The sequence below is a fragment of the Burkholderia sp. COPS genome (genome assembly GCF_019425585.1).
In the GTDB taxonomy this organism is placed as follows: domain Bacteria; phylum Pseudomonadota; class Gammaproteobacteria; order Burkholderiales; family Burkholderiaceae; genus Burkholderia; species Burkholderia cepacia.
In genome coordinates this window covers 1-23,660 of record NZ_WIXR01000054.1, presented here as the reverse complement: position 1 = coordinate 23,660, position 23,660 = coordinate 1, and the positions used below count along the sequence as shown (strand labels likewise).

Annotated in this window: 20 protein-coding genes; 4 read left to right on the top strand and 16 right to left on the bottom strand. The window is 67.9% G+C overall.

Annotation, left to right across the window (positions count from 1 at the left end; all coding sequences use genetic code 11):
- Positions 1 to 123 precede the first annotated feature (123 nt).
- The gene (locus FOZ70_RS32680; protein ID WP_059677757.1) at positions 124 to 1,869 is read left to right on the top strand and encodes a cyclic peptide export ABC transporter; all 1,746 of its coding nucleotides are present in this window, start codon (positions 124 to 126) and stop codon (positions 1,867 to 1,869) included.
- A gap of 178 nt (positions 1,870 to 2,047) precedes the next feature.
- On the opposite strand, the gene FOZ70_RS32675 is transcribed toward FOZ70_RS32680, so the two are convergent.
- From FOZ70_RS32675 to FOZ70_RS32645, 7 genes are all read right to left on the bottom strand, one after another.
- Complete coding sequence (locus FOZ70_RS32675; protein WP_219707585.1) at positions 2,048 to 3,103, bottom strand: iron-siderophore ABC transporter substrate-binding protein; 1,056 nt, start codon at positions 3,101 to 3,103, stop codon at positions 2,048 to 2,050.
- Entirely contained in the window at positions 3,100 to 3,900 is an 801-nt protein-coding gene (gene fhuF / locus FOZ70_RS32670) for a siderophore-iron reductase FhuF (RefSeq protein ID WP_059484560.1), read from the bottom strand. The genes FOZ70_RS32675 and fhuF overlap by 4 nt, the downstream gene beginning before the upstream one ends.
- Entirely contained in the window at positions 3,897 to 5,987 is a 2,091-nt protein-coding gene (fhuB, locus tag FOZ70_RS32665; RefSeq protein WP_060230639.1) for a Fe(3+)-hydroxamate ABC transporter permease FhuB, read from the bottom strand. Before fhuB ends, fhuF begins: the two co-directional genes overlap by 4 nt.
- A complete protein-coding gene (locus tag FOZ70_RS32660) occupies positions 5,984 to 6,832 on the bottom strand; it encodes an ABC transporter ATP-binding protein (protein ID WP_219707584.1) in 849 nt (282 codons plus the stop codon). Before FOZ70_RS32660 ends, fhuB begins: the two co-directional genes overlap by 4 nt.
- Positions 6,832 to 7,839, bottom strand: coding sequence for a TauD/TfdA family dioxygenase (locus tag FOZ70_RS32655; protein WP_193093546.1), 1,008 nt, complete (start codon positions 7,837 to 7,839; stop codon positions 6,832 to 6,834). The genes FOZ70_RS32660 and FOZ70_RS32655 overlap by 1 nt, the downstream gene beginning before the upstream one ends.
- Before the next feature lie 45 nt (positions 7,840 to 7,884).
- Positions 7,885 to 8,127 (bottom strand): MbtH family NRPS accessory protein, encoded by a 243-nt coding sequence (locus tag FOZ70_RS32650; RefSeq protein ID WP_059496048.1) that lies wholly within the window; start codon positions 8,125 to 8,127, stop codon positions 7,885 to 7,887.
- A gap of 108 nt (positions 8,128 to 8,235) precedes the next feature.
- Positions 8,236 to 8,892, bottom strand: coding sequence for an RNA polymerase factor sigma-70 (locus tag FOZ70_RS32645; RefSeq protein ID WP_027787449.1), 657 nt, complete (start codon positions 8,890 to 8,892; stop codon positions 8,236 to 8,238).
- A 325-nt stretch (positions 8,893 to 9,217) separates the two neighbouring features.
- On the opposite strand from FOZ70_RS32645, the gene FOZ70_RS32640 reads away from it, so the two are divergent.
- The gene (locus tag FOZ70_RS32640; RefSeq protein ID WP_081075925.1) at positions 9,218 to 9,460 is read left to right on the top strand and encodes a hypothetical protein; all 243 of its coding nucleotides are present in this window, start codon (positions 9,218 to 9,220) and stop codon (positions 9,458 to 9,460) included.
- Between the two features lie 48 nt (positions 9,461 to 9,508).
- A complete protein-coding gene (locus FOZ70_RS32635) occupies positions 9,509 to 9,646 on the top strand; it encodes an HHHH-motif protein (RefSeq protein WP_021163599.1) in 138 nt (45 codons plus the stop codon).
- Positions 9,647 to 9,711: 65 nt separating this feature from the next.
- Here the strand turns inward: FOZ70_RS32635 and FOZ70_RS32630 are convergent, their stop codons facing one another.
- The 8 genes from FOZ70_RS32630 to FOZ70_RS32595 form a co-directional block, all read right to left on the bottom strand.
- Entirely contained in the window at positions 9,712 to 11,037 is a 1,326-nt protein-coding gene (locus FOZ70_RS32630; RefSeq protein ID WP_258025796.1) for a calcium-binding protein, read from the bottom strand.
- A gap of 72 nt (positions 11,038 to 11,109) precedes the next feature.
- Positions 11,110 to 12,111: a fimbrial protein gene (locus FOZ70_RS32625; protein ID WP_088611353.1), complete on the bottom strand. Its 1,002-nt coding sequence runs from the start codon at positions 12,109 to 12,111 to the stop codon at positions 11,110 to 11,112.
- A 26-nt stretch (positions 12,112 to 12,137) separates the two neighbouring features.
- Entirely contained in the window at positions 12,138 to 12,884 is a 747-nt protein-coding gene (locus FOZ70_RS32620; protein ID WP_219707582.1) for a molecular chaperone, read from the bottom strand.
- 16 nt (positions 12,885 to 12,900) lie between these two features.
- Entirely contained in the window at positions 12,901 to 15,354 is a 2,454-nt protein-coding gene (locus FOZ70_RS32615) for a fimbria/pilus outer membrane usher protein (RefSeq protein WP_048020616.1), read from the bottom strand.
- 118 nt (positions 15,355 to 15,472) lie between these two features.
- Positions 15,473 to 15,985 (bottom strand): fimbrial protein, encoded by a 513-nt coding sequence (locus FOZ70_RS32610; RefSeq protein ID WP_027787455.1) that lies wholly within the window; start codon positions 15,983 to 15,985, stop codon positions 15,473 to 15,475.
- Between the two features lie 794 nt (positions 15,986 to 16,779).
- Positions 16,780 to 18,240 carry an efflux transporter outer membrane subunit gene (locus FOZ70_RS32605; protein ID WP_059484594.1) on the bottom strand — a complete coding sequence of 487 codons (1,461 nt, stop codon included), beginning with the start codon at positions 18,238 to 18,240 and terminating at the stop codon, positions 16,780 to 16,782.
- On the bottom strand, positions 18,240 to 21,377 hold the full coding sequence (locus FOZ70_RS32600) for a multidrug efflux RND transporter permease subunit (RefSeq protein WP_219707581.1): 3,138 nt from the start codon (positions 21,375 to 21,377) through the stop codon (positions 18,240 to 18,242). Before FOZ70_RS32600 ends, FOZ70_RS32605 begins: the two co-directional genes overlap by 1 nt.
- Before the next feature lie 20 nt (positions 21,378 to 21,397).
- Entirely contained in the window at positions 21,398 to 22,597 is a 1,200-nt protein-coding gene (locus tag FOZ70_RS32595; protein ID WP_219707580.1) for a MexX/AxyX family multidrug efflux RND transporter periplasmic adaptor subunit, read from the bottom strand.
- Positions 22,598 to 22,747: 150 nt separating this feature from the next.
- Here FOZ70_RS32595 and FOZ70_RS32590 point away from each other — a divergent pair, with 150 nt between their 5' ends.
- The gene (locus FOZ70_RS32590; RefSeq protein ID WP_021163589.1) at positions 22,748 to 23,395 is read left to right on the top strand and encodes a TetR family transcriptional regulator; all 648 of its coding nucleotides are present in this window, start codon (positions 22,748 to 22,750) and stop codon (positions 23,393 to 23,395) included.
- Positions 23,396 to 23,421: 26 nt separating this feature from the next.
- Here FOZ70_RS32590 and FOZ70_RS32585 read toward each other — a convergent pair.
- On the bottom strand, positions 23,422 to 23,660 hold a 239-nt coding region (locus tag FOZ70_RS32585; RefSeq protein ID WP_219707579.1), incomplete at its 5' end, for a hypothetical protein.

Sequence of the window (23,660 nt, the reverse complement as noted above, 5' to 3'; positions counted from 1 at the left end):
TGGGCGCGGCCCGTTCGTCTATCAGGGAGGAAAGCCGCAACGGGGCCCCGCCTCGCCCGCCGCTTTCGCGCCAGTTTTGCCGTTTTGGCGTATTCGCCTGCCTTCCCTTTACCGACGTTGCCGATGACAGCTGCCCACGAGCCTTCTTCCCCGCCGTCCCTCGACGCCTCCCCCGCCCGCCCCGCGGCGCGGCTGATCCTCGCGCTGCTGCGCGAAAGCCGCGCGTCGCTCGCGCTGGCGCTCACCGCGTGCGTGCTGAACGGCGTCGCGAGCGTGCTGCTCGTCGCGACGCTGAACCGCGCGCTGTCGCAGCCGGGCGCGGCCGACGCGTCGCTCGCATGGCGCTTCGCGCTGTGCGCGGTGATCGCGCTCGTCACCCGGATCGTGTCGGGCACGCTGTTCGCGCGCCTGTCGCAGGACACGATGGCGCGGCTGCGCGTGCATCTCGCGCGGCGCGTCGGCGCGGCCGAGCTGCGCGACATCGAGCGGATCGGCGCGGCGCCCGTGCAGTCGGTGCTGACCGACGACGCAACCAACGTGTCGATGCTGTTCTTCGCGCTGCCGAACCTGGTCATGCACGGCTCGATCGTGTTCGGTTGCCTCGGTTATCTCGCGTGGCTGTCGTGGCCGGTGTGCCTGCTGGCGCTGGCCGCGATCGTTGCCGGCTCGCTCGGCTATCACACGGGCGACCGCCGCGCGATCGCGTCGCTTGAAGCGGCCGGCCAGGCGCAGGACCGCCTGTTCGGTTATCTCGGCTCGCTGTTTTCCGGCGCGAAGGAGCTGAAGCTGCACGATGAACGCGCAAGACAGTTCGTCGACGGCCAGCTCGGCGCCGCGATCGGCGAAGTGCGCGACCACCGCCGCCGCGCGTTCAGCGCGTACGCGGTCGGCGTCGGCTGGATCATCTTCCTGTTCTATGCGTTCCTCGGCGTCGCGTCGTTCTGGCCGCAGCTCGGCGTGCATGCCGATCCGGCCGCGGCCGCCGGGTACGTCGTCGTGTTCCTGTTCATGCTCGTGCCGCTCGACGGCCTGCTGAACAACCTGCCGACCGTCAACGCGGCACGCGTGTCGCTGACGCGGATCGAAGGCGTGATGGCCGAATTCGGCGCGCTGCGCACGGTGCCGCCCGCGTCCGAAGCACGAGACGTGCCGCCCGCCGGCGCCGTCACGTTGCGCGGCGTCACGCATGCGTACTTCCACGAACGCGACGAACGGATGTTCAGCATCGGGCCGATCGACCTGACGATCAGGCCGGGCGAGCTCGTGTTCATCGTCGGCGGCAACGGCAGCGGCAAGACGACGCTCGCGAAGGTGCTGACGGGGCTTTACGAACCGGAGGAAGGCACGATCGAGGTCGACGGCCGCCCGATCGGCTGGCGCGAGCGCGCCGCCTATCGGCAGCGCTTCAGCGCGGTGTTCAACGATTTCCACCTGTTCGATGCGCTGCTCGGCATCGTCGACCCCGACGATCCGTCCCGCGCGCAGGCCGATGCACGTGCGAACGCGCTCGTCGCGAAGCTCGCGCTCGATCACAAGGTGAAGGTGGTCGACGGCGCGTTCTCGACCCGCGCGCTGTCGACCGGGCAGCGCAAGCGGCTCGCCCTCGTCGTCGCGTACCTGGAGGACCGGCCGTTCTACCTGTTCGACGAATGGGCGGCCGACCAGGATCCGTCGTTCAAGGCCGTGTTCTACGAACAACTGCTGCCCGAGCTGCGTGCGCGCGGCAAGGCCGTGATCGTGATCACGCACGACGATCGCTACTTCGATCTCGCCGACCGCTTGTTGAAGCTCGACAACGGACGCATCGTCAGCGACACGATACCCGCGCGGTCACGTGCGCAGGATGGCGTCGACGCGCTGAGCGCGTAATCCGGCAGTCGATGAGAAATTCGCCGGTGGGCTGCAATGGCAGCGCACCGGCGAAATTCGTTTCAGAAGGAAATGTGGGTGGCGCGCGGTGCGATCGTCGCAATGCCCCCGTCGTTCAGCACGAGCCGGGTCTACCGCCACACCCTGCCCGCCCGGGCGGCAATCGACCGCCGCACACTCAACGCACGGCCGGCAGCTTCAGCATCGTGTCGGTCATCACGTCGGCCAGTTTCAGCGCCGACATCGGCCCGCCGAACCCCCAGATATTGCGTTCGATCAGCGCGATCCGGTGTTCCTTCATCGCGGGGACGAAACGCCACACCGGCGAATCGAGTTTCGCGGACAGCGGCACGTCCATGCCCGATGCGGTCACGAACAGCACGGCCAGCTCGCGCTGCCTGAGCAGATCGGCCGACGTCACGTACAGCGTGCCTTCCCGCGTCGGTTTCTTCGGCCACGGGTCGAGCCCGAGCGCCCGCGCGAGGCCCGCCGACGTGCTGTTGCCCGTATAGGCCCAGTAGCGGTCGGGCAAGCCGAGATCCTGCAGCAGCGCGATGCGCTCGCCTTTCCTGCCCGCCGTCGCGAGCCGCGCCGCATTGCGCGCGATGCCCGCATCGAGTTGCGCATCGACCGCCTGCGCGCGCGCGTCGCGCCCCGTGACCGCACCGATCGTCCGGAAGATCTGCCGCATCCAGTCGAGCTGCGTCACCGGCACGCCGCCGTCCGACACGTTCGGGCTGAACTGGAACAGGATCGTCGGCGCGATCCGGTCGAGCGCATCGAAAATCGGCGCATGACGGAAGCCGACGCCGATGATGAGATCGGGCTTGACCGCCGCAATTGCCTCGAGGCCGGGCTCCTGGCGCGAACCGATGTCGGTCACGCTGGCGAGCCGGTCGCTTTGATAACCGAGCCAGCCCGGATAGAACGCCGTATCGGCCATCCCGACCGGCACGAGGTCGAGCGCGATCACGCTTTCCGCGAACATGAAGTCGAGCGCGACCACGCGCTGCGGCCGCACCGGCATCGTCGCGCTCGCCTGCGACACGACGGGATTGCCGGCCAGCGATACCGCACCCGGCGCACCCGGCACCCGCACGCCCTGCGCGCGATGTGCATCGAGGGCCGCGGCAACGGCGCCGGACGAGACCGACAGCGCGCCGCAACACGCGGCGCCGAGCGCCGCGAGTGCGCCGATTGCGCCGAGTGCGTGCCGGCGGCCGGCATCCGTCACCGGATCGCGTCCTGCTCGGCCAGCGCCGCGTCGTCCATCGTCAGTAGCAGGGGGCAGCTTCCACACAGTTGCGTTTCTCCAGGAATTTCATAGCGCAGGCAGCACACGCGTCGCGCGCGGAACGGCGTCGGCAGCAGCGCCGAACGCGGCACCGCATCGCGCACGGGCATGCGCAACGGATTCGGTTCGCACGCGAAGCACGTCGCACCGAACAGCCAGCCCGCGTCGCGCACCGGATCGGCCACGCATGGCAGCGCACGGTACGTATCGAGCAGATAGTCGAGCAGGTTGCCCGCGTTGCTCCACAGCACGCGCGGCGTGACGCGCCCCATCGCCGCGAGCAGGTCGATCACCGCGCCGAGATGCGCGACGAGCCCCGCATAGCGTGGCGCCGGATCGTCGCAGGGTTCGCCGAGCGCATCGTGCGTGAAATACAGCGCGGCGGGCATCCCGTCGTCGAGCGCGACGAACGTGCGCTCGGGTGTCATGTCGAGCGGCCGGCCGAGCGTCAGCGCGGCGACGACGCCGGCCGGCGCCGCGCGGCCGAAATAGTATTTGCTCCATTGCGACATCAGCGCGCGCGCGTGCTGCGCCGGATCGCCGCCGTAATGGCGGACCATCGCGTCGAGCACGATGTCGCGGTGCGCGGGCAACGCGCTGACCGGCACGACGAGGCGGCCCGGCGCGTGCGCGTCGTCGGGCAGACCGAGCCAGACGACGTCGAGATGATCGGCGAACGGTTCAGGCGCGAACGCCGAGAAACGCGTGGCGCGCGCGCCATCGAGCGGCAGCGTCATCGCCCCGCGCGCCGGGCGCGGCGCCCCTCGAGGATCAGGAGCCCGAGCAGGTACGGCGCACCGATCAGCGCGGTCAGCACGCCGGCCGGCACCTCGCGCGGCGCGACGACCGTGCGCGCCGCGAGATCCGCCACACCGAGGATCAGCGCGCCGCACGCGGCCGCGAGCCACAGCCGCGTACGGTGCCGGCGCGCGCCGAGCATCGTCGCGACGTGCGGCGCCATCAACCCGATGAAGCCGACCGGCCCGACCGCCGCGACGGCCGCACAGGCGGCGAGCGTCGCGATCGTCAGCGCGAGCGGCCGCAGCACGGCCACCGGCAGGCCGAGCGCGGCCGCCTGGTCGTCGCCGAGCGCGAGCATGTCGAGCGGTTTCGCGAGCCATGCGAACACGGGCACTGCGAGCACGCACCACGGCAGCAGCATCGACACCTCGCCCCAGCTGCGGCCGTAAGTCCCGCCGACGAGCCACACGACGAAGCGCGCGGGCTGCACGCTTTCCTGCGTGATCAGCCATTGCGCGAGCGTGGTCCACAACGCGCCGATCACGATGCCCGTCAGCGCCACCGCGAGCGGCGCATAGCGATGCCGGTGATTCAGCGCGAGCGTGATCGCGAGCGACAGCCCGCCGCCGATCAGCGCGGCCGCCGCGAGCGTCACGTGGCCCATCAGCGGCCACGTCGACAACGCGAACAGCGTGACGAGCCCCGCACCCTGCGTGACGCCGAGCACTTCGGGGCCCGCGAGCGGATTGCGCACGACGCTTTGCATCGCGACGCCGCTCACTGCGAGCAGCGCGCCCGCGAGGAGCGCGCACAGCAGCCGCGGCATGCGCAGGTCGATCAGCATCCGCGCGAGCGCATCGTGGCCGGACAGCGCAGCGGACCAGCGCGCGATCGACAGCCACTCGGGGCCGGCCGACACGCCGACGAACACGGCCAGCACGCCCGCCGCAACGAACAGCATCGTGCGCAGCGGCCAGCCGAGCCGCTCGAGCCAGCCGACGAGCCGCGTCGAGCCGCTGCCCGCCGCGCGTTCGGCATCCGCATGCAGCACGCCCGACCACGCGGCGCCGCGCCGGATCATCGCCAGCATCAGCGGCGTGCCGACCAGCGCGATCGCGACGCCGGTCGACAGCGTCGCGTCGAGCCCCGACGCGAGCACCGCGCTGTCGGTGACGAGCACGAGCGCACCGCCCGCGAGCGCCGACAGCGGCACGAGCACGCCGAGCCGCGCGGCGCGCGCGCCGCGCACCTGGCGCAGCAGGTTCGGGGCGACGAGGCCGACATACGACAGCGGGCCCGCGATACTGACGGCCACGCTCGTGAACGCAACCGCGACGATCGTCGCGGCGAGCCGCGTCGCGTCGACGCGCACGCCGGCCGCGGCTGCCGCGTCGTCGCCGAGCGTGAGCGGATTCAGCGGCCGGATCACGAACGGCAATGCGATCAGCGGCACGACGAGCCAGCGCGCGGCGAGCGCGAGGCCCGTCGCGCCCGGCTGGTACAGGCTGCCGTTGGTCCACAGCGCGGCGCCCGCGATGTTCTGCTCGAAGAAGGCGAGCACGAGCGTCGACAGCGCGGCGAACAGCAGCATGCACACGCTTCCCGCGAGCACGAGCCGCAACGGCGTCGCGCGCCAGCCGCCGGCCGCGACGATCGCGCACGCGGCCGCGGCCAGCCCGCACACGAACAGCAGCGGCACCGACGCGACGCCGGCCAGCGCCGGCACGAGCATCGCCGCGAGCAGGCCGAGCTGGGCGCCGCCCGTCACGCCGAGCAAATCAGGCGACGCGAGCGGATTGCGCGTGAGCGACTGGAACAGCGCGCCCGCGATGCCGAGGCAGCCGCCCGCGACGAGCGCGGCCGCGACGCGCGGCAGGTTGAGGTCGAACAGGAACACGTGCGCGAGCGCAGCGGCATCGCTGCCGGGCACCGCGCTCCACCACACGCGCAGATCGGGGGCGACGCGCAACGCCGCCAGTGCCGCGATCAGCGCGACGAGGCCGATCGCGATCGCACCGGCCCGGCCCGATCTCGTGCCCCGCCCCGCCGCCGCGAGGCGCTTGCGCATCGCGAACGTGGTCATACGGCGAGATCCCGGTCGAAGACACCGGCCGCCTGCGGCGCGCCGTCGGTGGTCGACCCGTAGGCCGGCACGCACATCGGTGCGCCCGTCTGCGGATGCGCGAGCTTCAGCATCTCGACGCCGAACGCCGCGCGCAGCCGCGCGGGATCGAGCATCGCGTCGGGCGTGCCCTGCGCGACGAGGCGGCCCGCGCGCATCAGCACGATTTCGTCGCTGTATGCGGCCGCCTGGTTCAGGTCGTGCAGCACCCAGACGATCGTCAGCCCGCGCGTGCGGTTCAGCGTGCGCAGCGCATCGAGGATGTCGAGCTGGTGATGGATGTCGAGATAGGTCGTCGGCTCGTCCAGCAGCACGATCGGCGCCTGCTGGGCGAGCGCCATCGCGATCCACGCACGCTGGCGCTCGCCGCCCGACAGTGCGCCGACGTCGCGCTCCGCATCGCCGGCGAGGCCGCTCGTGTCGAGCGCCTCGTCGATCGCCGCATGGTCGGCGCGCGACAGGCCGCGCAGGAAGCCGCCGTACGCATAGCGCCCGTACGCGACGAGTTCGCGCACCGTCAGGCCCGACGGAATCTGGTTGAACTGCGCGAGCATCGTCAGCTCGCGCGCGAGCGCGCGACGGCGAAACGACGCGAGCGGCTGCCCGTTCACTTCGACATGGCCGGCACGCACGGGCTGCAAGCCCGCGAGCGTGCGCAGCAGCGTGCTCTTGCCGCAGCCGTTCGGTCCGCACAGCGCGGTTACGCGGCCGGCCGCGATCGACAGGTCCAGCCCGTCGATCACGACATGGTCGCGATATCCCACCGACAGCCCGCGCGCGGCAAGCGCGGCGGTACTACGCGTCATCAATCCTCCGTTCGGTCGCGCGGGACCGTATAACTCTGCGCCATCGCGACGACGACCTTGCGCGGCCCCTCGAACGGGTCGCGCGCATGCGCGGTCAGCATGTTGTCGAGCATCAGCACGTCGCCCGTGCGCCACGGGAACACGATGCGCTGCTGGTCGAGCACGCCGCGGATCTCCGCGAGCGCGTCGGCTTCGAGCGGTTCGCCGTCGCCGTAATACACGTTGCGCGGCACGTTCTCGAGCCCAACCGCGTCGACGAGCGCTTCCTGCATGTCGTCGTCGAGCGCCGACAGGTGAAACAGGTTCGCCTGGTTGAACCACACGCGGTCGCCGGTGCGCGGATGGCGCGCGACGGCCTGGCAGCGTTCGCGCGTGCGCAGCAGCAGCTCGCCGTCATCGTCGGTGCGCCACGCGCATTCGATGCCGCGCGCCGCGCACATCCGTTCGACCTCGGCCGGTTCGTCGGTGCCGAACGACTGCTGCCACGGCAGGTCGAGCCCCTGCCCGAAATTGCGCACGTACAGCAGCTCGCGCTTCTCGAAACGCGTGACGAGCGCCGGATCGAGCGCGCGATACACCGCGCGGCTGTCCGCGATCGGCGTCGCCCCGCCCTTCGGCGCGGCGAGCGCGCAGTGGAACCAGATCCGCAGCGGCCATTCGCGCGTATACGACTGCTCGTTGTGCAGCGGAATCGCGCGGTGCGGCGGGTACTCGGTCGACGTGTAGACGGCGCCCTCGACCTGGCTGCGCGGTGTCGATGCGTATTCATAGCCGATCAGCGGATCGCCGAACGACGCCGCGAACTGCTGGAACGCGTCGATCGACGGCACGTGAAAACCCGTGAACAGCACACCGCCCGCCCGTTCGAGCGTGTCGGCCGCGATCTCGCGCGCCAGCGGCGCGACGTCGTCGATCGACATCCCGTCGCTGCCGCGCGGCGACACGACGGTGGGCAGCCCCGGCTCGATACGCAGGTCGTCGAGCGTCGGCAACGAAAGCAGGGTCATGCAACGTCCTCTTCAGGTGGCGCGCCGCCCACGCGGCGCGGCGGGTCACGACGCGCGCGATGCGCGCTCGCCGTCCATCGCGCGGCGCAGGCTCGCGGGGCGCATGTCGGTCCAGACGGTCTCGATGTGCGCGAGACAGTCGGTTTTCGGGCCGCTCACGCCCACTTCGCGCCAGCCGGCCGGCACGGGCCGGAACGTCGGCCAGATCGAATACTGTTCTTCGTCATTGATGACGACCGTATAGACGAGATCGTCGGTGTCGGCGGAAGGCGTCGTGGCTTGCGTCATGATCGGAAATCGCTGAGGCGGTTGAAAGTGGCAAAGCGGATGGCAAAGCGGCGGTTTCGGCCGCTCCTGTCTGATAGACGATTGGCCGGCGCGGTTTTTTACCCGCGCTCACCGGCGCCGCGTGCGGCCGCCGAGGAACACCGGGCACGCGACACCGCGATGGCAAGCGTCGAGGCATTCCGCGCAGTGGCGCTCCGCGTCGCGCACCATGAAATGCACGAGCGTCTGCGACACGTTCAGCGCGCGCGCCGCGGTCTGCAGCGTCTCCTCGCGCAGCCGCACCATCTCGAAAGCCGCGCGGCTGCGCGCCGGCAGGTCGTCGAGCGCGGCCCACACGCGCCGCAGCGTATCGCGCGTCAGCAGTGCGGCTTCCGGCGTCGGCTCGGGCGACGGCACGTCGAAACCGTCGTCCTCTTCCGTGTGATAGACGTTCTCGAGGTTTTGCCGGCGGCACGCGTCGATCGACGCATTGCGCACCATCCGCGTCACGTACGCGACCGGCTGGCGCACCGCATCCTGGTTCGGGAATTCGACGAGCTTCACGAACACGTCGTGCACGACGTCCTCGGCACGGCTCGCGCAGCCGACGAAGCCGCGCGCGACGTTCACGAGCATCGCGCGATGCGAGATCAGCACGTCGAGCAACGCGCCTTGCGCACGGGGCTCCGTGGCGCGGCGCGCACGCGGCGGCCGGTCGGGATGACTGCCGAGGAACGGGTTCGCCGCTGCCGCCGCCGGTCGGTCGAGCACTTCCGCCATCGCCATCGATCTGCTCCGTCAAATTCCGAGATAGCGCAATTTAACGTAAACGCAAATCATTCTCAATCTGATTACCCAATGACCCTTTCAGCCGACAGGATTTGTCTGAACAATTGGCGAAATCGTTGCCCGCGTGGAAGGGACGCACGGCGGCTGGTTCGGTACGTGGTCATCGACTCATCCGAACGGCGCGACCGGCCTGCACCCCACCGACACGATCTTTCACGCGTCTGACAACGCGCCTGCACGTGTCATGTGCGGTAGCAACTTCTTACTACGTGAAATTTTGGGGGCTCGTACGATCGGGGGGCTGTTTCCAAGGGAGAAAACCATGAAATCCATCGTGTTGTCCGCTGTCATGGCTGGCGCGCTGTCGAGCGTGATGCTGACCGGGTGCGTCGCCTATCCCGCCGGTCCGGCTCAGGTCACGATCGGCTGGCATGGCGATCGTTACTGGGACGGCAATCGCTACTGGGAGCGCCGCGACTGGGAAGCGCAGCATCCTCGCGGATATGACGACCGACGCGATGACCGCCGGGACGACCGACGCGACGATCAGCGGCCGCAGTGGTAAGGCGTTCCCTCTTCCCGTGATTCACTTTTCAACGATCAGGACTGCAACATGAAAACGCTACTGAAATCGCTCGCCGTCGCGGCGCTTGCCGCTGCCGTGCTCGTGCCGGCCATCGCCGAAGCGCATCCGCACCGCGTGTGCCACTTCGACCATCACCATCACAGGATGTGTCGCTGGGTGCGGTAAACGAAACAAGGCGCCGGAAAACCGGCGCCTTGTTTCATCGCTTCACCTGCGTGCGACCACGCTCGTCAGCGTGCGGCCGGCAACCGCGGCAGGCATCGCGCGAGCTGCGCCGGGCTGACGGGCATGCGGCACACGCTTCGCTGCATCGCTGCGTCCGGCTTCGCCGCCAGCATGCGTGACGCCGCCTTGCGCGGCGAAGCCCGCACCCGCAATGCGTCGGCGCTCGGGCTCGCCGGCTGCAACGCGCGCAGGGTCGCCGCATCGATGTGCACTTGCCAGAACTGCGGCCTGTAGTCGGGATCGCCGTCGCGATAACCCTGCCCCGTGATGGTCTGCCCGTCGGGGCTCACGCCGATCACGTTGGCCAGGTTCAACGTGCCGACCGACAGGCCGGCCGCTTCGAGCAACGCAACGAGGCTGCGCATGCCGCTTTGCGGCGTCCACACGAAGACGCGCTCGATACCGGTCTGCCGGTTGCTCGATGTGCCGATGACGACCCGCCCGTCCGTGCTGATCGATAACGCGTAGCTGCTGTCGTCACCGTCGAGAAAACCGAGCCGCTGGATGCTGTCGCCGCCGTTCGTCCACAGCACGGCCTCCGAATCGACCCGTTGTCCATCCGGCGTAACCACCAGAGTGCCGAGCGAGCCGACGATCGTCCGTTCGTCTTCGGTCACACCACTGGCCAGATCCATTCTGGCCACGCCCGCGTTGATCGTCGGCAACAGTCGTTCGCCGAATCGTTCGGTCCACAGGAGCGCACGCGTGCCATACACGCCATCGACATTGCCGGCCAACCCTGCTGCCGCATTCCCGGACGAGGTCATCGACAGGAGCTGCACGATATAGTCGCCGCCCGGCGGCAACTCGCGGAAACCCCTCGGCTGGTCCCAAATGAACCGTGCATTCCGGCCGCCTTTCGCCGTGAAGCTGCCCGTCATCCTCGTGCCGGCGAGGTTCGCGACTTCGACCGATGCGTCCCGGCCCGCCGTATCCGGAACGAGTTTCTGTGTGCGACCGTCGCCGGGCCATCGCACCGCCCATCGATCGACGTTGCTGCTTTCCGCCTGGCGCGCACTGATCGAGCCGCCGATCACCTGCCCGTCGCCCGACACCGTCTGTGCCAGCGAGTCATAGGCGTTCGCCGGCGCGGCCAGCCGCTGCCAGCCCGTCGCGGCCGACCACGAGAAGGCCATCGAGTTACCGGGCTGCGCGTCGCTCCAGTAGGCGCCGATGATCGTCTTGCCGTCGGCGCTGACGGCATTCCCGTTGTACCGCATGTCGCGCGGACCACCCAGGTCACCGATCACGGTCAGCGAATACCCCCCCGCCGATACCGTCTGTGCGTGAGCCGCGCCCACCGTCGAAGCAACGAACAGTGTCGCTGCCATGGTGCCCTTCAGATGCATTTTCATCTCCCCCAATAAGCGCTCGATCGTCGCCCTGCCAGGGCCTCGCGCGCGTCAGTAAATAAACAAGCGGATCGTCGCCGTTGCGTCGAACCTTCCGATCTTCGGTGGTCCGAACGACTTCAGCACCGCGTCCATCAATACGCTCTGGTTCATGACGTTCGACGGGAATTGCGCGAGCGTGAACTGTTCGTTGAATGGAATCGCCTTACCCTGGCTGTCTTCGATGCCGATACCGAAATTGCTGTCCGACGCGGGCACCAGCAAACCGTTCCGAACCGGAAAGCTCGTTTCGAAGTACCCATCGACCTTCACCGCGACATTGCATTTCTTGGTTAGCGACAACGAGAAGCGTTTGCGCGGCACCGCCGGTAGAAAGCCATTGCCGACCGACTGTACCTGCCCGAAATTGACAATGCCCGGTTCGGGCGTCACCAGTACGTCGACGAAGCACGGTGTCGGCTTGAGATTGCGCATGCCGCTCAGGCGGTACTGGAAGCTCGGGTGGATCGCATTCAGCCCCTTCGCTCCGTCGAACTGGAATACCGTGTAGATGTCGCTCGGCGGTTGCGTCCACGAGCCGCGCTTGCGGACGACCACCTGATAGGAAATGTCGATAGGCACCTTCGGGCATTGGCCCCATGCCAGTTTTTCGTCACTGCACGCCGGTACCGTCTTGCCCGTCGCCACGCCGGTGCCAGGCTGACTCCCCGCGCCAAAGTGGTCCTGTCCCAGGTACCGGATGCCGATTTCGAGCCCCCAGGCAGCCGGGTTCTGCTTGTTCGGATTCGCGTAGAAGGAGATCGGATCGTCGATGTCGATGTTGCCCTTGCCGCCCAGATCCTTGAAGCAATACCCCGTCGTCGTGCGAACCGGCGACACCCAGATCACGTAGCCGTCAGGTGCGTCGGTCGGATAGGAGGCGACACCGCCGATCGATTCCGTCATCGACGTCGCACCGCTGCTGGTCACGCAGCGTACGGCAAACGCCGGCTGCATGGCGGCGACCAGCACCGCGAAGATCGCCAGGCGCAGCCACGACGCCATCGTCAACATGCGGAGGGCCTGTCGTCCGCCCCCGCTCATTTCTTCACGCTCTTGCAAGCACCTGCCTCGCACGCATACTCGACCGCCACCTGGCCGCCGTAATCGTCGATGTGCGTGACGAACAGCGTCGCCGGCGTCGCGGCCTTGAACGGCACGTCGGCCGTGCTCATCGGGCTGACCATCACCGGCTCCAGCGGCACGTGCGTCTTCTGCGCACCCGCCGCCACATCGACGATCGTGATGTGATACGGCGTCGGATTGTCGAACACGAGCTTGTGCGCGGCCGCATCGACGCGCAACGTCATCGGCAGCGTCCAGTCCTCGTCGCGCGCGGGCTGCACGGCCTTCGGCCGGTAGAACAGCTTCATCTGCGTATGCAGCGCGATCTGCAGCGTGTTCGGCGTATCGGTCTTCGGCGGCACTTCGCGGATGTTCAGGTAGAACACCGATTCGCGATCGGCCGGCAGTTCGGTGCCCGGCAGCTTCGCGATCCGCAGCACGTTGCGCTCGTTCGCCTCGACGCGCTGCAGCGGCGGCACGACCATCAGCGGCGACGTGATCTTGTTGCCCTGCGCGTCCTCGAGCCACGACTGCACGAGATACGGGTAAGTCGTGCTCTTGTTGGTGATCGTGACGACCGCCGCCTGTTCGCCTTCGTTGAAGATCACGCGCGTGCGATCGGGCACGATCGCCGCCTGCGCGGCGCCCGCGAGGAGCGCACCGGCGGTCGCGAGTGCACACCCTGCGCGCCGCGGAAAGGAAAGGGAGAAGGAGTTTTTCATCGCTGGATCCGTGAATTCATCGTTCGACCCGTGCGGCCGCTGCATGCGACTCGCCGGGTGTCTGGCACGTCACCGGAATCGGCGTGCCTTCGAGTTGGAGCTGGTTCGGCAGCGTGTCGATCGTGCAGAGCGTGCGTTCGCCCGCGCGCACCGCCAGCGTGGATTTCGGTTGAACCTGGGTCAGGAACGCCGCACCGCCCTCGCCGACGATGCCGAGTTCCTTGCCGTTCGCCATGTCCTGCACCGATGCGCCGAACGGCAGCGGCTTGCCGACCGGGTCGGTCAGTGTCAGGTACAGGTTGCTGCCGCGCGCGGCGGAGAACTTCACGAAGCCGATCGCGCCGTCGGTCAGCACCATGCGCTGGATCGGGTTCGACACCTGCACCTCGAGCGGCAGCTTCTCGACGTTGACCGTCGCGTCGTAGACGTTGTACGGCGAGATGCCGTCGAGCACCGTATAACCGCGCGAATCGGTATGCGAGAGCGTGCCGGACAGCGGCACGTCGGGCACGCCGTCGGTCGACACCAGCAACCGCGTGTCGCCCGCGTTGCCGTTCGCGTGCGCCGCGACGCCGTATTGCGTCGCGACGAACGAGCCGTCGACTTCGAGCGACGCGGCCGCATACGCATTGGCGAGCGTCGACGCCTGCGCGGTCAGCTGATACGCCGACGAGCGCTGGCGGTAGCTCGCGTTCGCCGACGCCCGTCCGTCGGTCGCGCCCGCGTTGACCTGATAGGTGCGGCCATCCGGATCGTCGTAGATATAACCGGCGTTCACGCTCGTACTGCCGCTGCCCGTCGTCAGGTTCGACGTGACGGTGTGGCGGCCGCCGATCGGCAGCGTCGCGGTAACCGAGACCTGGTTGCCGCTCGCGCCGGCGCTCTGCGTGCGGAAAGCCGATACGCTCACGTTCAGGTTGCGCAGCGTGCCGATCGAGAACGCGCGCGTCAGCGTGAGGCCGACGCGCTGCTCGTTCGCACGTTCCCAGTAGGTCGTCTGGTCGTACGAGAAATAGGTCGACGTGTCGCCGAAACGCTTCGACAGCGTCGCCGAGTAGCGCTGCTTGCTGTTGGCGAGGCCGTACGCGGTCGGGTCGCCCGAGAACTGCGCGAAGTTCGTGTATTCGCGCTCGGAGAAGCGATAACCGAAGAAACGCACGTCGGCATCGAGCCCGTCGAAGTGCTTCGAATAGTTGATGCGGTACGAGTTGCCGTTGCGCGTCGCGCCGCTCCACCACAGGCGTGCCCGCGCATGCGTGACGTCGGCCGACAGCGCGCCGAACGCGCCGAAGTCGCGGCCCACGCCGAGCGCGATCGACGTGTAGCCCGACGCGGCGATGAAACCGCCGTACGCGGTGACGTCGAACGGCAGGCCGTAGGCGATTTCGCCGAAGCCGAAGAACGGCGTGATGCCGGCGCCGCCAAAGAGCCGCGGCTTGCCGACGGCGGCCTTGTAGCGCAGTTGCCCGGCGCGCGCGAGGAACGGCACGGCGGCCGTCGTCACCTGGAAGCGCTGCACGCTGCCGTCCTCTTCCTCGACTGCAACGTCGAGCGTGCCCTGCACGCTCGTATTGATGTTCTGCAGCGCGAAGGCGCCCGGCGACACGCGCGTCACGTACAACACGCGGCCCGCCTGGGACACGGTCACGGTCGCGTTGGTGCGCGCGACGCCCGAGATCAGCGGCGCATAGCCGCGCAGCGAAGGCGGCAGCATGCGGTCGTCGCTGCGGATCGACGCGCCCGTCAGCGCGAACGTGTCGAAAATGTCGGACGTCAGGTAGTCGTCGCCGAACGTCACCGTCGACTGGATCGACGGCAGCGCGCGAAATGCATAAAGCCGGCTGAAGCGGAACGTGCGGTCCGCGTAGGCCGTATTGCCCACGTTCGATTGCGCCTGGTAGTCGCCGCGAAAGCGCCATGCATCCCAGTTCGCGCCAACCGTCCCGTAGGCCTGGATCGAATTCGTTTGCCCGCCGCCCGTGCCGAAGTTGCGGTTCGTGTTCGCGATCACGCGATAGTCGAGCATCGCGCCGGGAATCCCTTCCGACCAGCGCTCCGGCGGCAGGTAGGTCGTATCGCTGAACTCGAGCGCAGCCTGCGGAATCGTGATCTTGAGCCGCCCGTCGCTTTTCAGGTAGCGCACGGTCGCCCCCTCGATCGCGCCGAGATCGACGCAACGGCCGCCCTGGAAGCGCGGCAGGTCCTTCGCGAGCGACGGCTTCAGCCCGAACTGCGCGACGAGTTCCGGGCGCAGGCACGGTTTGCCCGCTCCCGACGCGTCGACGGCGATGAACTCGATCGCCTGCAGCCCGTAGAACAGGTCGTTGACCTGTACGTCGAGCATGTACTCGCCGGGCAGCGTGAAGTCCGCCTGCGAGAACTGCGACAGATCGACGTTGTTCGAGCCGTCGATGTTCAGGAACGACGAATTGAATTCCGTCGCATGGCTCTGGCTGCCGACAACCAGCACGGAGACGCAAAGGAAGGAATGTCTGATTCGCACGCGGCGCTACCGGAAGTCGAACGAAGGGGGAAATGAGGAAAAACGAACGAGGAAGGGTGCGCGCACCCTTCCCCGGTACGGCGGCTTACTGGTAGCGGACGGTGAAGTTCGCCACGCCTTCGGCGGTACCCGGCGTCACGCCGGCTGCGGTCGCTTCGTACATGGCCGCGAAGCGTGCGACGTTCGTGCCGTTTTGCAGCACGGTCGGTGCCTTCTGCTCGGCGCCGTTGTCGAGGTATTCACCCGACGCTGCCTGCAGGCGGATGCCGACGTTGGTTGCCGAACCGATCGTGGCGAGCAGCTTCGGCTGGCCCGCGCTCGACGTGCCCGTGAACGTGAAGTACGCGTTCTGCGCGACGCTCGTGTCGCAGTCGGTCAGCTTGATGTCGAAGTTGGTCGGCGTGGACTTGTCGCCAGCCTGCTTGAACACGTTGGTCGGCACCTTGCCGAGGTTCACGGTCTGGTTGACCGAGCCCGAATCGATGCCGCATGCGCCCGCGACGATCTCGCCCGTGAAGTTGATCGTGCCGGTGCCCGCTGCGAAGGCCGAGGTCGACAGGGCCGCGAGTGCGACAGCGGTCAGGATGGATTTTTTCATGACGTTTCCCGAAAGGACTGCAAATGGAATAGATGACGTGGCGGATACAAACGGCAGCGCGTGGTGGCTCCCGTCCGTCACGAGGCGGCATTATCGAGATAATCATGAAAGTTTTCTGTAAATCATTGTCAAATGCATCTGACAATGTCCGATTTACCCCTCCAAGTCCTCACTATTTCCTGTCAATTTTCAATCCGGAAATTTTTATCCGCAGTCCTTTTTTATTTATCGGAAGCAATTGAAGATCAAGGACATTTCCGATCGAGAGCCGAAACCACCCCGCTCACCCTTGCCGGCATTGGCTCCAGCAAATCATCTGCGAAAAGGACAAAACATTGTCCGGAGCCGCCATCGTTGTCCGACGACAACGCCAATATCAAAGCATTTTCAACAAACAGGAAATTAACCGGCGATTCAATCAATACAATTTTTTCGCGCAAACGATTGCGACATGAATACAAACGTTTTACCGCGACACTTTGTCGCCCTCATTATTTCCGATATATGATTAATTCGATCTTCAATTCCGGATTGCAAATCGCACGCATGAGCGGCCGCCGGAACCCGATATCGGAACCTCGTCGCATGGGAGAAAGAAGGCAAAATGACCCGCACACGTTTGCGCGGAATTGCGACACGCGCGGTCGCAAGATGACGGCTGTTCCGGCCGGCCTGTCGATGGGGAAAGAAATCGCTGGAACCAGCGGTATGGATCGAGGGAAGCGGCGGCGGCACGTCGATACGTACCGCCGCCGTCATGCCGCCCGACGCGCTGCGGCGTCAGGCGACGGGCACTACGCGGAAGCCGCGGCCTCCGCCGACGCCGGCGACCAGCCGCCGCCGAGCGCGCGATACAGCGCGATCGCATTCGCGAGCCTCAGCTGCTTGAGCCGGATCAGTTCCTGCCCCGACTCGTACGTGCTGCGCTGCGCGTCGAGGAGTTCGAGATACGTCGCGACGCCGCCCGCGTAGCGGCGCTCCGCGAGCTTCAGCCGCGCGCCGTCGGCCGCATACACGTCCTGCTGCGCGGCGAGCTGGCGATCGATCCAGTCGCGCGCGGCGAATGCGTCGGCCACTTCGCGGAACGCGGTTTGCACCGTCTTCTCGTAATCGGCAACCGCGATGTGCTTGCGCGCGTTCGCGACGTCGAGGTTCGCGCGGTTGCGTCCGCCCGCGAAGATCGGCAACGTGATGCGCGGCGCGAACGTCCACACGCTGGTGCCGCCGGCAAACAGGCTCGAGAACGCATCGCTGACCGAGCCGTAGTCGCTCGTCAGCGTGATGCGCGGAAAGAACGCCGCGCGCGCGGCGCCGATCTGCGCGTTGGCGGCCTTGAGCCGCGCTTCCGCCTGCCGGATGTCCGGCCGCCGTTCGAGCAGCGCACTCGGTGCGCCGGGCGCCACGGGCGCGATCGACAGCGTGTCGAGCGCGGTCGTGTCGCCCGGCACGTTGCGCGCGAAGTCGCCCGCGAGCAACTGCAGCGCCCGCACCGACTGCGCATGCTCGCGCTGCAGCGCGGCCTGCGATGCGCGCGCGGATGCCACCAGCATCTCGGCCGAGCGCAGCTCGATCGCGTCGCTCGTGCCGGCCGCATAACGACGCTGCGTGAGCGCGGCCATGCGTTCGCGCGCATCCAGCGTGCGCTGCGCGAGCGCGAGCTGCTCGTGCAGCGAGCGCTCCGACACGTACGCGCCCGCCACGTCGGCGATCACGCCGATGCGCACCGTGCGTTGCGCGTCGGCCGTCGCGAAATACTCGGCGAGCGCCGCGTCGGACAGGCTGCGCACGCGGCCGAACAGGTCGAGCTCGTACGCGCTGACGCCGACGCCCGCACGATACAACCCGCTGATCGCGCTTTCGCGCACGACCGGGTCGTACTGGCGCGCACGCTCATAACCCAGATTCGCATCGACCGACGGCATCAGGTCCGCGCGCTGCACGCCGTACAGTGCGCGCGCTTCCTCGAGCCGGCCGGCGGCGACCCGCAGGTCGCGGTTGTTCGCGAGCGCCGCGTCGATCCACGCCTGCAGCGCGGCATCGGTGAAGTACGCGCGCCAGTCGTCGAGCAGCGCGGCATCGGCGGGCGATGCCTCGGCCGACGTGGGCGCGGCTTCGCCGTCGACCGGCGCATAGGTCGCCGGCACGGGCGCCGCCGGCCGCTCGTAACGCGGTGCGAGCGTGCAGCCGGCCAGCGCGAGCGCGGCGGCCAGCGCAACCTGAACCCGCAGCGCTGCCTGTGCATTCAGCGCAAACATCATTGAGAACCCTCCATCGCCGCCGGCTGCGCTCCGCCGCGCCGGCGCGGGCCGACGTCGAACAGGCGGCCGACGATCACGAAAAACAGCGGAACGAGGAACACCGCGAGCACGGTCGCCGTGATCACGCCGCCGAGCACGCCGGTGCCGATCGCCATCTGCGCGCCGGACGCGGCGCCCGACGCGAACGCGAGCGGCAGCACGCCCACGCCGAACGCGAGCGACGTCATCACGATCGGCCGCAGCCGCAGGCGCGCGGCCTCGAGCGCGGCATCGACGAGCGACATGCGCTGCGCGACCAGGTCCTTCGCGACTTCGACGATCAGGATCGCGTTCTTCGCGGACAATCCGATCGTCGCGATCAGCCCCACCTTGAAGTAGATGTCGTTCGGCATCATCCGCAGCGTGACGCCGAGCACCGCGCCGATCACGCCGAGCGGCACGACCAGCATCACCGCGAACGGAATCGACCAGCTCTCGTAGAGCGCCGCGAGCGCGAGGAACACGACGAGCACCGACAGCGCGAACAGCATCGGCGCCTGCGCGCCCGACAGCCGCTCCTCGAACGACTGCCCCGACCACGCATGGCCGGTACCGGCCGGCAGCTTCGCCGCGAGTTGCTCGATCGCGGCCATCGCCTCGCCGCTGCTGTGGCCCTGCGCGGCCGAGCCGTTGATCGTGAACGACGGAAAGCCGTTGTAGCGCGTGAGCTGCGGCGGCCCGAGCGTCCAGTGCAGTGTCGTGAACGCCGCGAGCGGCACCATCTCGCCATGCGAGTTGCGCACGCGCAGCTTCTTCACGTCGTCCGGATCGAGCCGGTGCAGCCCGTCGGCCTGCACGATCACGCGCCGCACCTGCGTGCCGTGCATGAAATCGCCGATATAGTCGGAGCCGAACATCACCGCGAGCGTCGTGTTGATCTCATCCATGGACACGCCGAGCGCGGACGCCTTCGCGCGATCGATGTCGAGCTTCAGCTGCGGCGCGTCCTGCGTGCCGGCGAACATCAGGTCGGTCAACGCGGGATCCTTGCGGCCCGCCTCGAGCAGCTGCTCGCGCGCGGCGCTGAACGTCGCGTAGTCGAGCCCGCCGCGATTCTGCAGCCGGAAGTCGAAACCGCTCGACGAACCGAGATCGGGCAGCGCCGGCGAGTTCATCGCGAACACCGTCGTGTTCGGCGTGCCCGCGAAGCGCTCGTTGATGCGCGCGACGATTGCCTGCACGTGCGCGTCCGCGGCCTTGCGCTCCTTCCAGTTCTTCAGCGTGACGAAGATCATCCCGCCGTTCGGCCCTTCGCCGTACAGGTTGAAACCGCCGAGCGCATACGTATAGGCGGTCGGCTCGTCACGGCGGATGGCCGACTCGACTTCCCGCACGCTCTGCATCGTTTCCGCGAGCGGCGTGCCTTGCGGCCGGATCACCATCACCATGAAGTTGCCCTGGTCCTCGTCCGGCAGGAACGCGGTCGGCAGTTGCGTGAGCATCAGCCCCGCGGCCGCGGTCAACGCGCCGTACACGACGAGCCAGCGCACCGGCTTCTTCAGCATCTTGCCCACGCGCGTCGCGTAGCGCTGCGTCGAACGCGCGACGAAGCGGTTGAACCAGCCGAAGAAGCCGCGCTTCTCGTGATGTTCGCCGGACACGGGCTTGAGCAGCGTCGCGCACAGCGCGGGCGTGAGCGACAGCGCGAGGAAGGCCGAGAAACCGATCGACACCGCGAGCGACAGCGCGAACTGCCGGTAGATGTTGCCCACCGCGCCGCCGAAGAACGCCATCGGCACGAACACCGACGTCAGCACCACGGTGATCCCGACGATCGCGCCGCTGATCTGCTTCATCGCCTTGACGGTCGCGTCGTACGGCCCGAGCCCCTCCTCGACCATCAGCCGCTCGACGTTCTCGACCACGACGATCGCGTCGTCGACGAGGATGCCGATCGCGAGCACCATCCCGAACATCGTCAGCACGTTGATCGAGAAACCGGCCGCGTACATCACGCCGAACGTGCCCGCGAGCGCGACCGGCACGACGAGCGTCGGGATCAGCGTCGCGCGCAGGTTCTGCATGAACAGGAACATCACGAGGAACACGAGCACGCCGGCCTCGATCAGCGTCGTGACGACCTTGTTCATCGACACGCGCACGAACGACGACGTCTCGTACGGGATCTGGTACTTCACGCCCGGCGGGAAATACGCGGACAGCTCGTCCATCGTCGCGCGCACGCGTTTCTCGGTGGATACCGCGTTCGAGCCCGGCGCGAGCTTGATGCCCATCCCGGTCGCGACCTTGCCGTTCACGTACGACGGGTAGTTGTAGTCGTTGCCGCCGAACTCGACGCGCGCGACGTCGCGCAGATACAGCGCGGAGCCGTCGGCCTGCGTGCGCAGCGCGATCGCGCCGAACTCGGCCGGCGTCTTCAGCGGCGCATCGGCGAACACGGTCGCCGCGATCGGTGCGCTGGCCGGCACCGCGGCGCGGCCGATGTCGCCGATCGTCACGCGTGCGTTGTGCGCGCGCAACGCCGACGCGATATCCGACGCGGTGAGGCCGTGCCCGGCCATCTTCACCGGGTCGGGCCAGATCCGCATCGCATATTCGGCGCCCCAGAACTGCACCCGGCCGACGCCGTCGACACGGCGCAGCGCCTGCACGACGTTCGCCGACGCATATTCGCCGAGCTGCACGTCGGTCATCCGTCCGTCGTCGGATGTCAGCGACACCACGAGCTGGATGTTGTCGGCGGCCTTCTCGACCTGGATGCCGTCGCGCCGCACCGGTTCCGGCAGCCGCGCATCGACCGTCTTCAGCCGGTTCTGCACTTCGACTGCCGCGAGATCGGCGTTGACGCCCTGCTTGAACGTCAGGTACAGCGACGCCGCGCCGGCGCTGCTCGTCGCGGACGTATACATCAGCCCCGGCGCGCCGTTCATTTCGCGCTCGATCAGCGCGGTCACCGATTCCTCGACGACCTGCGCGGATGCACCCGGGTACGTCGCATAGATGCTGACGACGGGCGGCGCGATGTCCGGGTACTGCGCAACGGGCAGCGAGCGGATCGCGAATGCGCCGCCCAGCATGATGAAGATTGCGATCACCCACGCGAAGACGGGGCGATCGATGAAGAAACGTGCCATGGTGGTGTGGTGTTAACCGGTCAGGTTTGACGGGCGGCCGCCTGCGAAGCGGTCGCTGCCGGCGCCGCTTTCGACGGAGGCACCTTCTCGACGGGCTTGACGGCCGTATCGGGCGCGAACTGCGCGGCATCGTCGACGATCACGCGCTCGCCGCCCGCGAGGCCGCGCGTGATGCGCCAGTCGCGGCCGCTCATCTGGTCGGCCGTGACCTCGACGTCCTTGACCTTGCCGTTCGCGCCGACCACGCGCACCGACGTGCGGTCGGCCGTGCGCAGCAGCGCATCGCGCGGCACGAGGATCGCCCGCTGGTCGACCGCCGTGTCGAGCGCGATCCGCACATACGCGCCCGGCAGCAGTTCGCGCTCCGGATTCGGGAACAGCGCGCGCATCGCGACGGTGTCGGTGGTCGGATCGACCGCGAGATCGCTGAACAGCAGCTTGCCCTTCAGCGGATACGCGGTGCCGTCGGCGCGCAGCAGCGTCACCGTGATGTCGTGCTGCGCGATGCCCGTCGCGCGCCCGCTCTTCACCGCCCGGCGCAGCGCGTCGACGTCGGCGGCGGGCTGCGAGAAGTTCACGTAGATCGGGTCGAGCTGCTCGACGGTCGTGAGCGGCGTCGCCTGGTCCTGGCCGACGAGCGCGCCTTCGGTCACGAGCGCCCGCCGTGCGCGGCCCGCGATCGGCGCGGTGACCGTTGCATAGTCGAGCTGCAACTGCGCCCGTGCGAGTTCCGCCTTCGCGGACGCAACGTCGGCCTTCGCCTGCGTGTCGCCGGCAACGGCCTCGGTGTGGTCGCGCTCGCTCACCGCGCGATCGCGCACGAGATCGTCGTAACGGCGGCGCTTGTCGCTCGCCGCGAGCGCGGCGGCCTGCGCCTTCGCGAGCGCCCCCTGCGCGGCGTCGCGCGCGGCCTTCAGCGGCGCGGGATCGATGCGGAACAGCACCGCGCCCTGCTTCACTTCCTGGCCTTCCTCGTAGGTGCGTGCGGTCACGATGCCCGCGACCCGCGCGCGCACTTCGGCCTGCCGGTATGCATCGAGCCGGCCCGGCAATTCGACGGTCATCGGCACGGCCGTCGGGCGCACCGTCACGACCGTCGCCTGTTTCGCGGCCTCCGGCGCGGCGTCCTTGTCGCCCTTTCCACATCCGGCCAGGGCCAGCACGGCCGCCAGCGCGAACGGCGCCAGCCGGTGGCGCAACAGGGAGCGATTGTTATTCATATGTGACCTCGGATCGTTCGCCGCCGATACAATGCGGCGGCTCAGGGTGGCCGATTATAATCAGTCACGATTGATTAAATACACGCCGCTTCAATCTGACCGGCACACTGTCTCAATAAAACGACAGCGAACTGTAAGGAATTTCAGGACATGGCCCGCAAGACCCGCGAAGAATCGCTCGCCATCAAGCACCGGATCCTCGACGCCGCCGAACTCGTGCTGCTCGAGAAAGGCGTCGCGCAAACCGCGATGGCGGATCTCGCCGAGGCCGCCGGGATGTCGCGCGGCGCCGTCTACGGCCACTACCGCAACAAGATGGAAGTGTGTCTCGCGATGTGCGACCGCGCGTTCGCACGCACGTCGGAAGGCTTCGACGCGGGCGACGGGCTGCCGCCGCTCGCCACGCTGCGGCGCGCCGCCTCGCACTATCTGCAGGAATGCGGCGAACCGGGCCCGATGCAGCGCGTGCTCGTGATCCTCTATACGAAGTGCGAGCAGAGCGAGGAAAACGGCGCGCTGCAGCGGCGCCGCATGCTGCTCGAATTGCAGATGCTGCGGATCACGAAGGCGCTGCTGCGCCGCGCGATCGCGGCCGGTGAACTCGCCGCCGATCTCGACGTGCATCTGGCCGCCGTCTATCTCGTGTCGCTGCTCGAAGGCGTGTTCGCGTCGATGATCTGGACCAACCGGCTGCGCGGCAACCTGTGGAACGACGCCGAGGCCATGCTCGACGCCGGCTTCGACACCGTGCGCACGTCCGATGCGTTGCGCGGCCGCACGCACAAATTGCCGGACTGACGAAATTTGTCGTAATAAATGCTGATTTAACCCGATTTACCGCACTGCGAAACGAATGAGCTGACCCTCTTTAAAATTTTTAACGTTGTGCGGAACACCGGTAGACTGGCGCTGTCATCTTTCTTTAGCGTCTTCGTGATAACCGGGTTCGACCCGGTATGCACGCCGCCGTTCGAAGCGGGCACCGCCCCGCGCGTTGGGTCGAACGGAAACGACACAGGCCCCTGGCGGGGCCTGTTTTGTTGCACGCCCGCCGCCCGCCCCC

Excerpts from the sequence above, each read along its gene's own strand:
- FOZ70_RS32600 (WP_219707581.1), bottom strand. The coding sequence starts at position 21,377 with ATGGCACGTTTCTTCATCGATCGCCCCGTCTTCGCGTGGGTGATCGCA.
- FOZ70_RS32630 (WP_258025796.1), bottom strand. The coding sequence starts at position 11,037 with ATGGCAGCGACACTGTTCGTTGCTTCGACGGTGGGCGCGGCTCACGCA.
- FOZ70_RS32650 (WP_059496048.1), bottom strand. The coding sequence starts at position 8,127 with ATGACGCAAGCCACGACGCCTTCCGCCGACACCGACGATCTCGTCTAT.
- FOZ70_RS32660 (WP_219707584.1), bottom strand. The coding sequence starts at position 6,832 with ATGACGCGTAGTACCGCCGCGCTTGCCGCGCGCGGGCTGTCGGTGGGA.
- FOZ70_RS32625 (WP_088611353.1), bottom strand. The coding sequence starts at position 12,111 with ATGTTGACGATGGCGTCGTGGCTGCGCCTGGCGATCTTCGCGGTGCTG.
- FOZ70_RS32645 (WP_027787449.1), bottom strand. The coding sequence starts at position 8,892 with ATGGCGATGGCGGAAGTGCTCGACCGACCGGCGGCGGCAGCGGCGAAC.
- FOZ70_RS32590 (WP_021163589.1), top strand. The coding sequence starts at position 22,748 with ATGGCCCGCAAGACCCGCGAAGAATCGCTCGCCATCAAGCACCGGATC.
- FOZ70_RS32610 (WP_027787455.1), bottom strand. The coding sequence starts at position 15,985 with ATGAAAAAATCCATCCTGACCGCTGTCGCACTCGCGGCCCTGTCGACC.
- FOZ70_RS32605 (WP_059484594.1), bottom strand. The coding sequence starts at position 18,240 with ATGTTTGCGCTGAATGCACAGGCAGCGCTGCGGGTTCAGGTTGCGCTG.
- fhuB (WP_060230639.1), bottom strand. The coding sequence starts at position 5,987 with ATGACCACGTTCGCGATGCGCAAGCGCCTCGCGGCGGCGGGGCGGGGC.
- fhuF (WP_059484560.1), bottom strand. The coding sequence starts at position 3,900 with ATGACGCTGCCGCTCGATGGCGCGCGCGCCACGCGTTTCTCGGCGTTC.
- FOZ70_RS32680 (WP_059677757.1), top strand. The coding sequence starts at position 124 with ATGACAGCTGCCCACGAGCCTTCTTCCCCGCCGTCCCTCGACGCCTCC.
- FOZ70_RS32595 (WP_219707580.1), bottom strand. The coding sequence starts at position 22,597 with ATGAATAACAATCGCTCCCTGTTGCGCCACCGGCTGGCGCCGTTCGCG.
- FOZ70_RS32640 (WP_081075925.1), top strand. The coding sequence starts at position 9,218 with ATGAAATCCATCGTGTTGTCCGCTGTCATGGCTGGCGCGCTGTCGAGC.
- FOZ70_RS32655 (WP_193093546.1), bottom strand. The coding sequence starts at position 7,839 with ATGACCCTGCTTTCGTTGCCGACGCTCGACGACCTGCGTATCGAGCCG.
- FOZ70_RS32620 (WP_219707582.1), bottom strand. The coding sequence starts at position 12,884 with ATGAAAAACTCCTTCTCCCTTTCCTTTCCGCGGCGCGCAGGGTGTGCA.
- FOZ70_RS32635 (WP_021163599.1), top strand. The coding sequence starts at position 9,509 with ATGAAAACGCTACTGAAATCGCTCGCCGTCGCGGCGCTTGCCGCTGCC.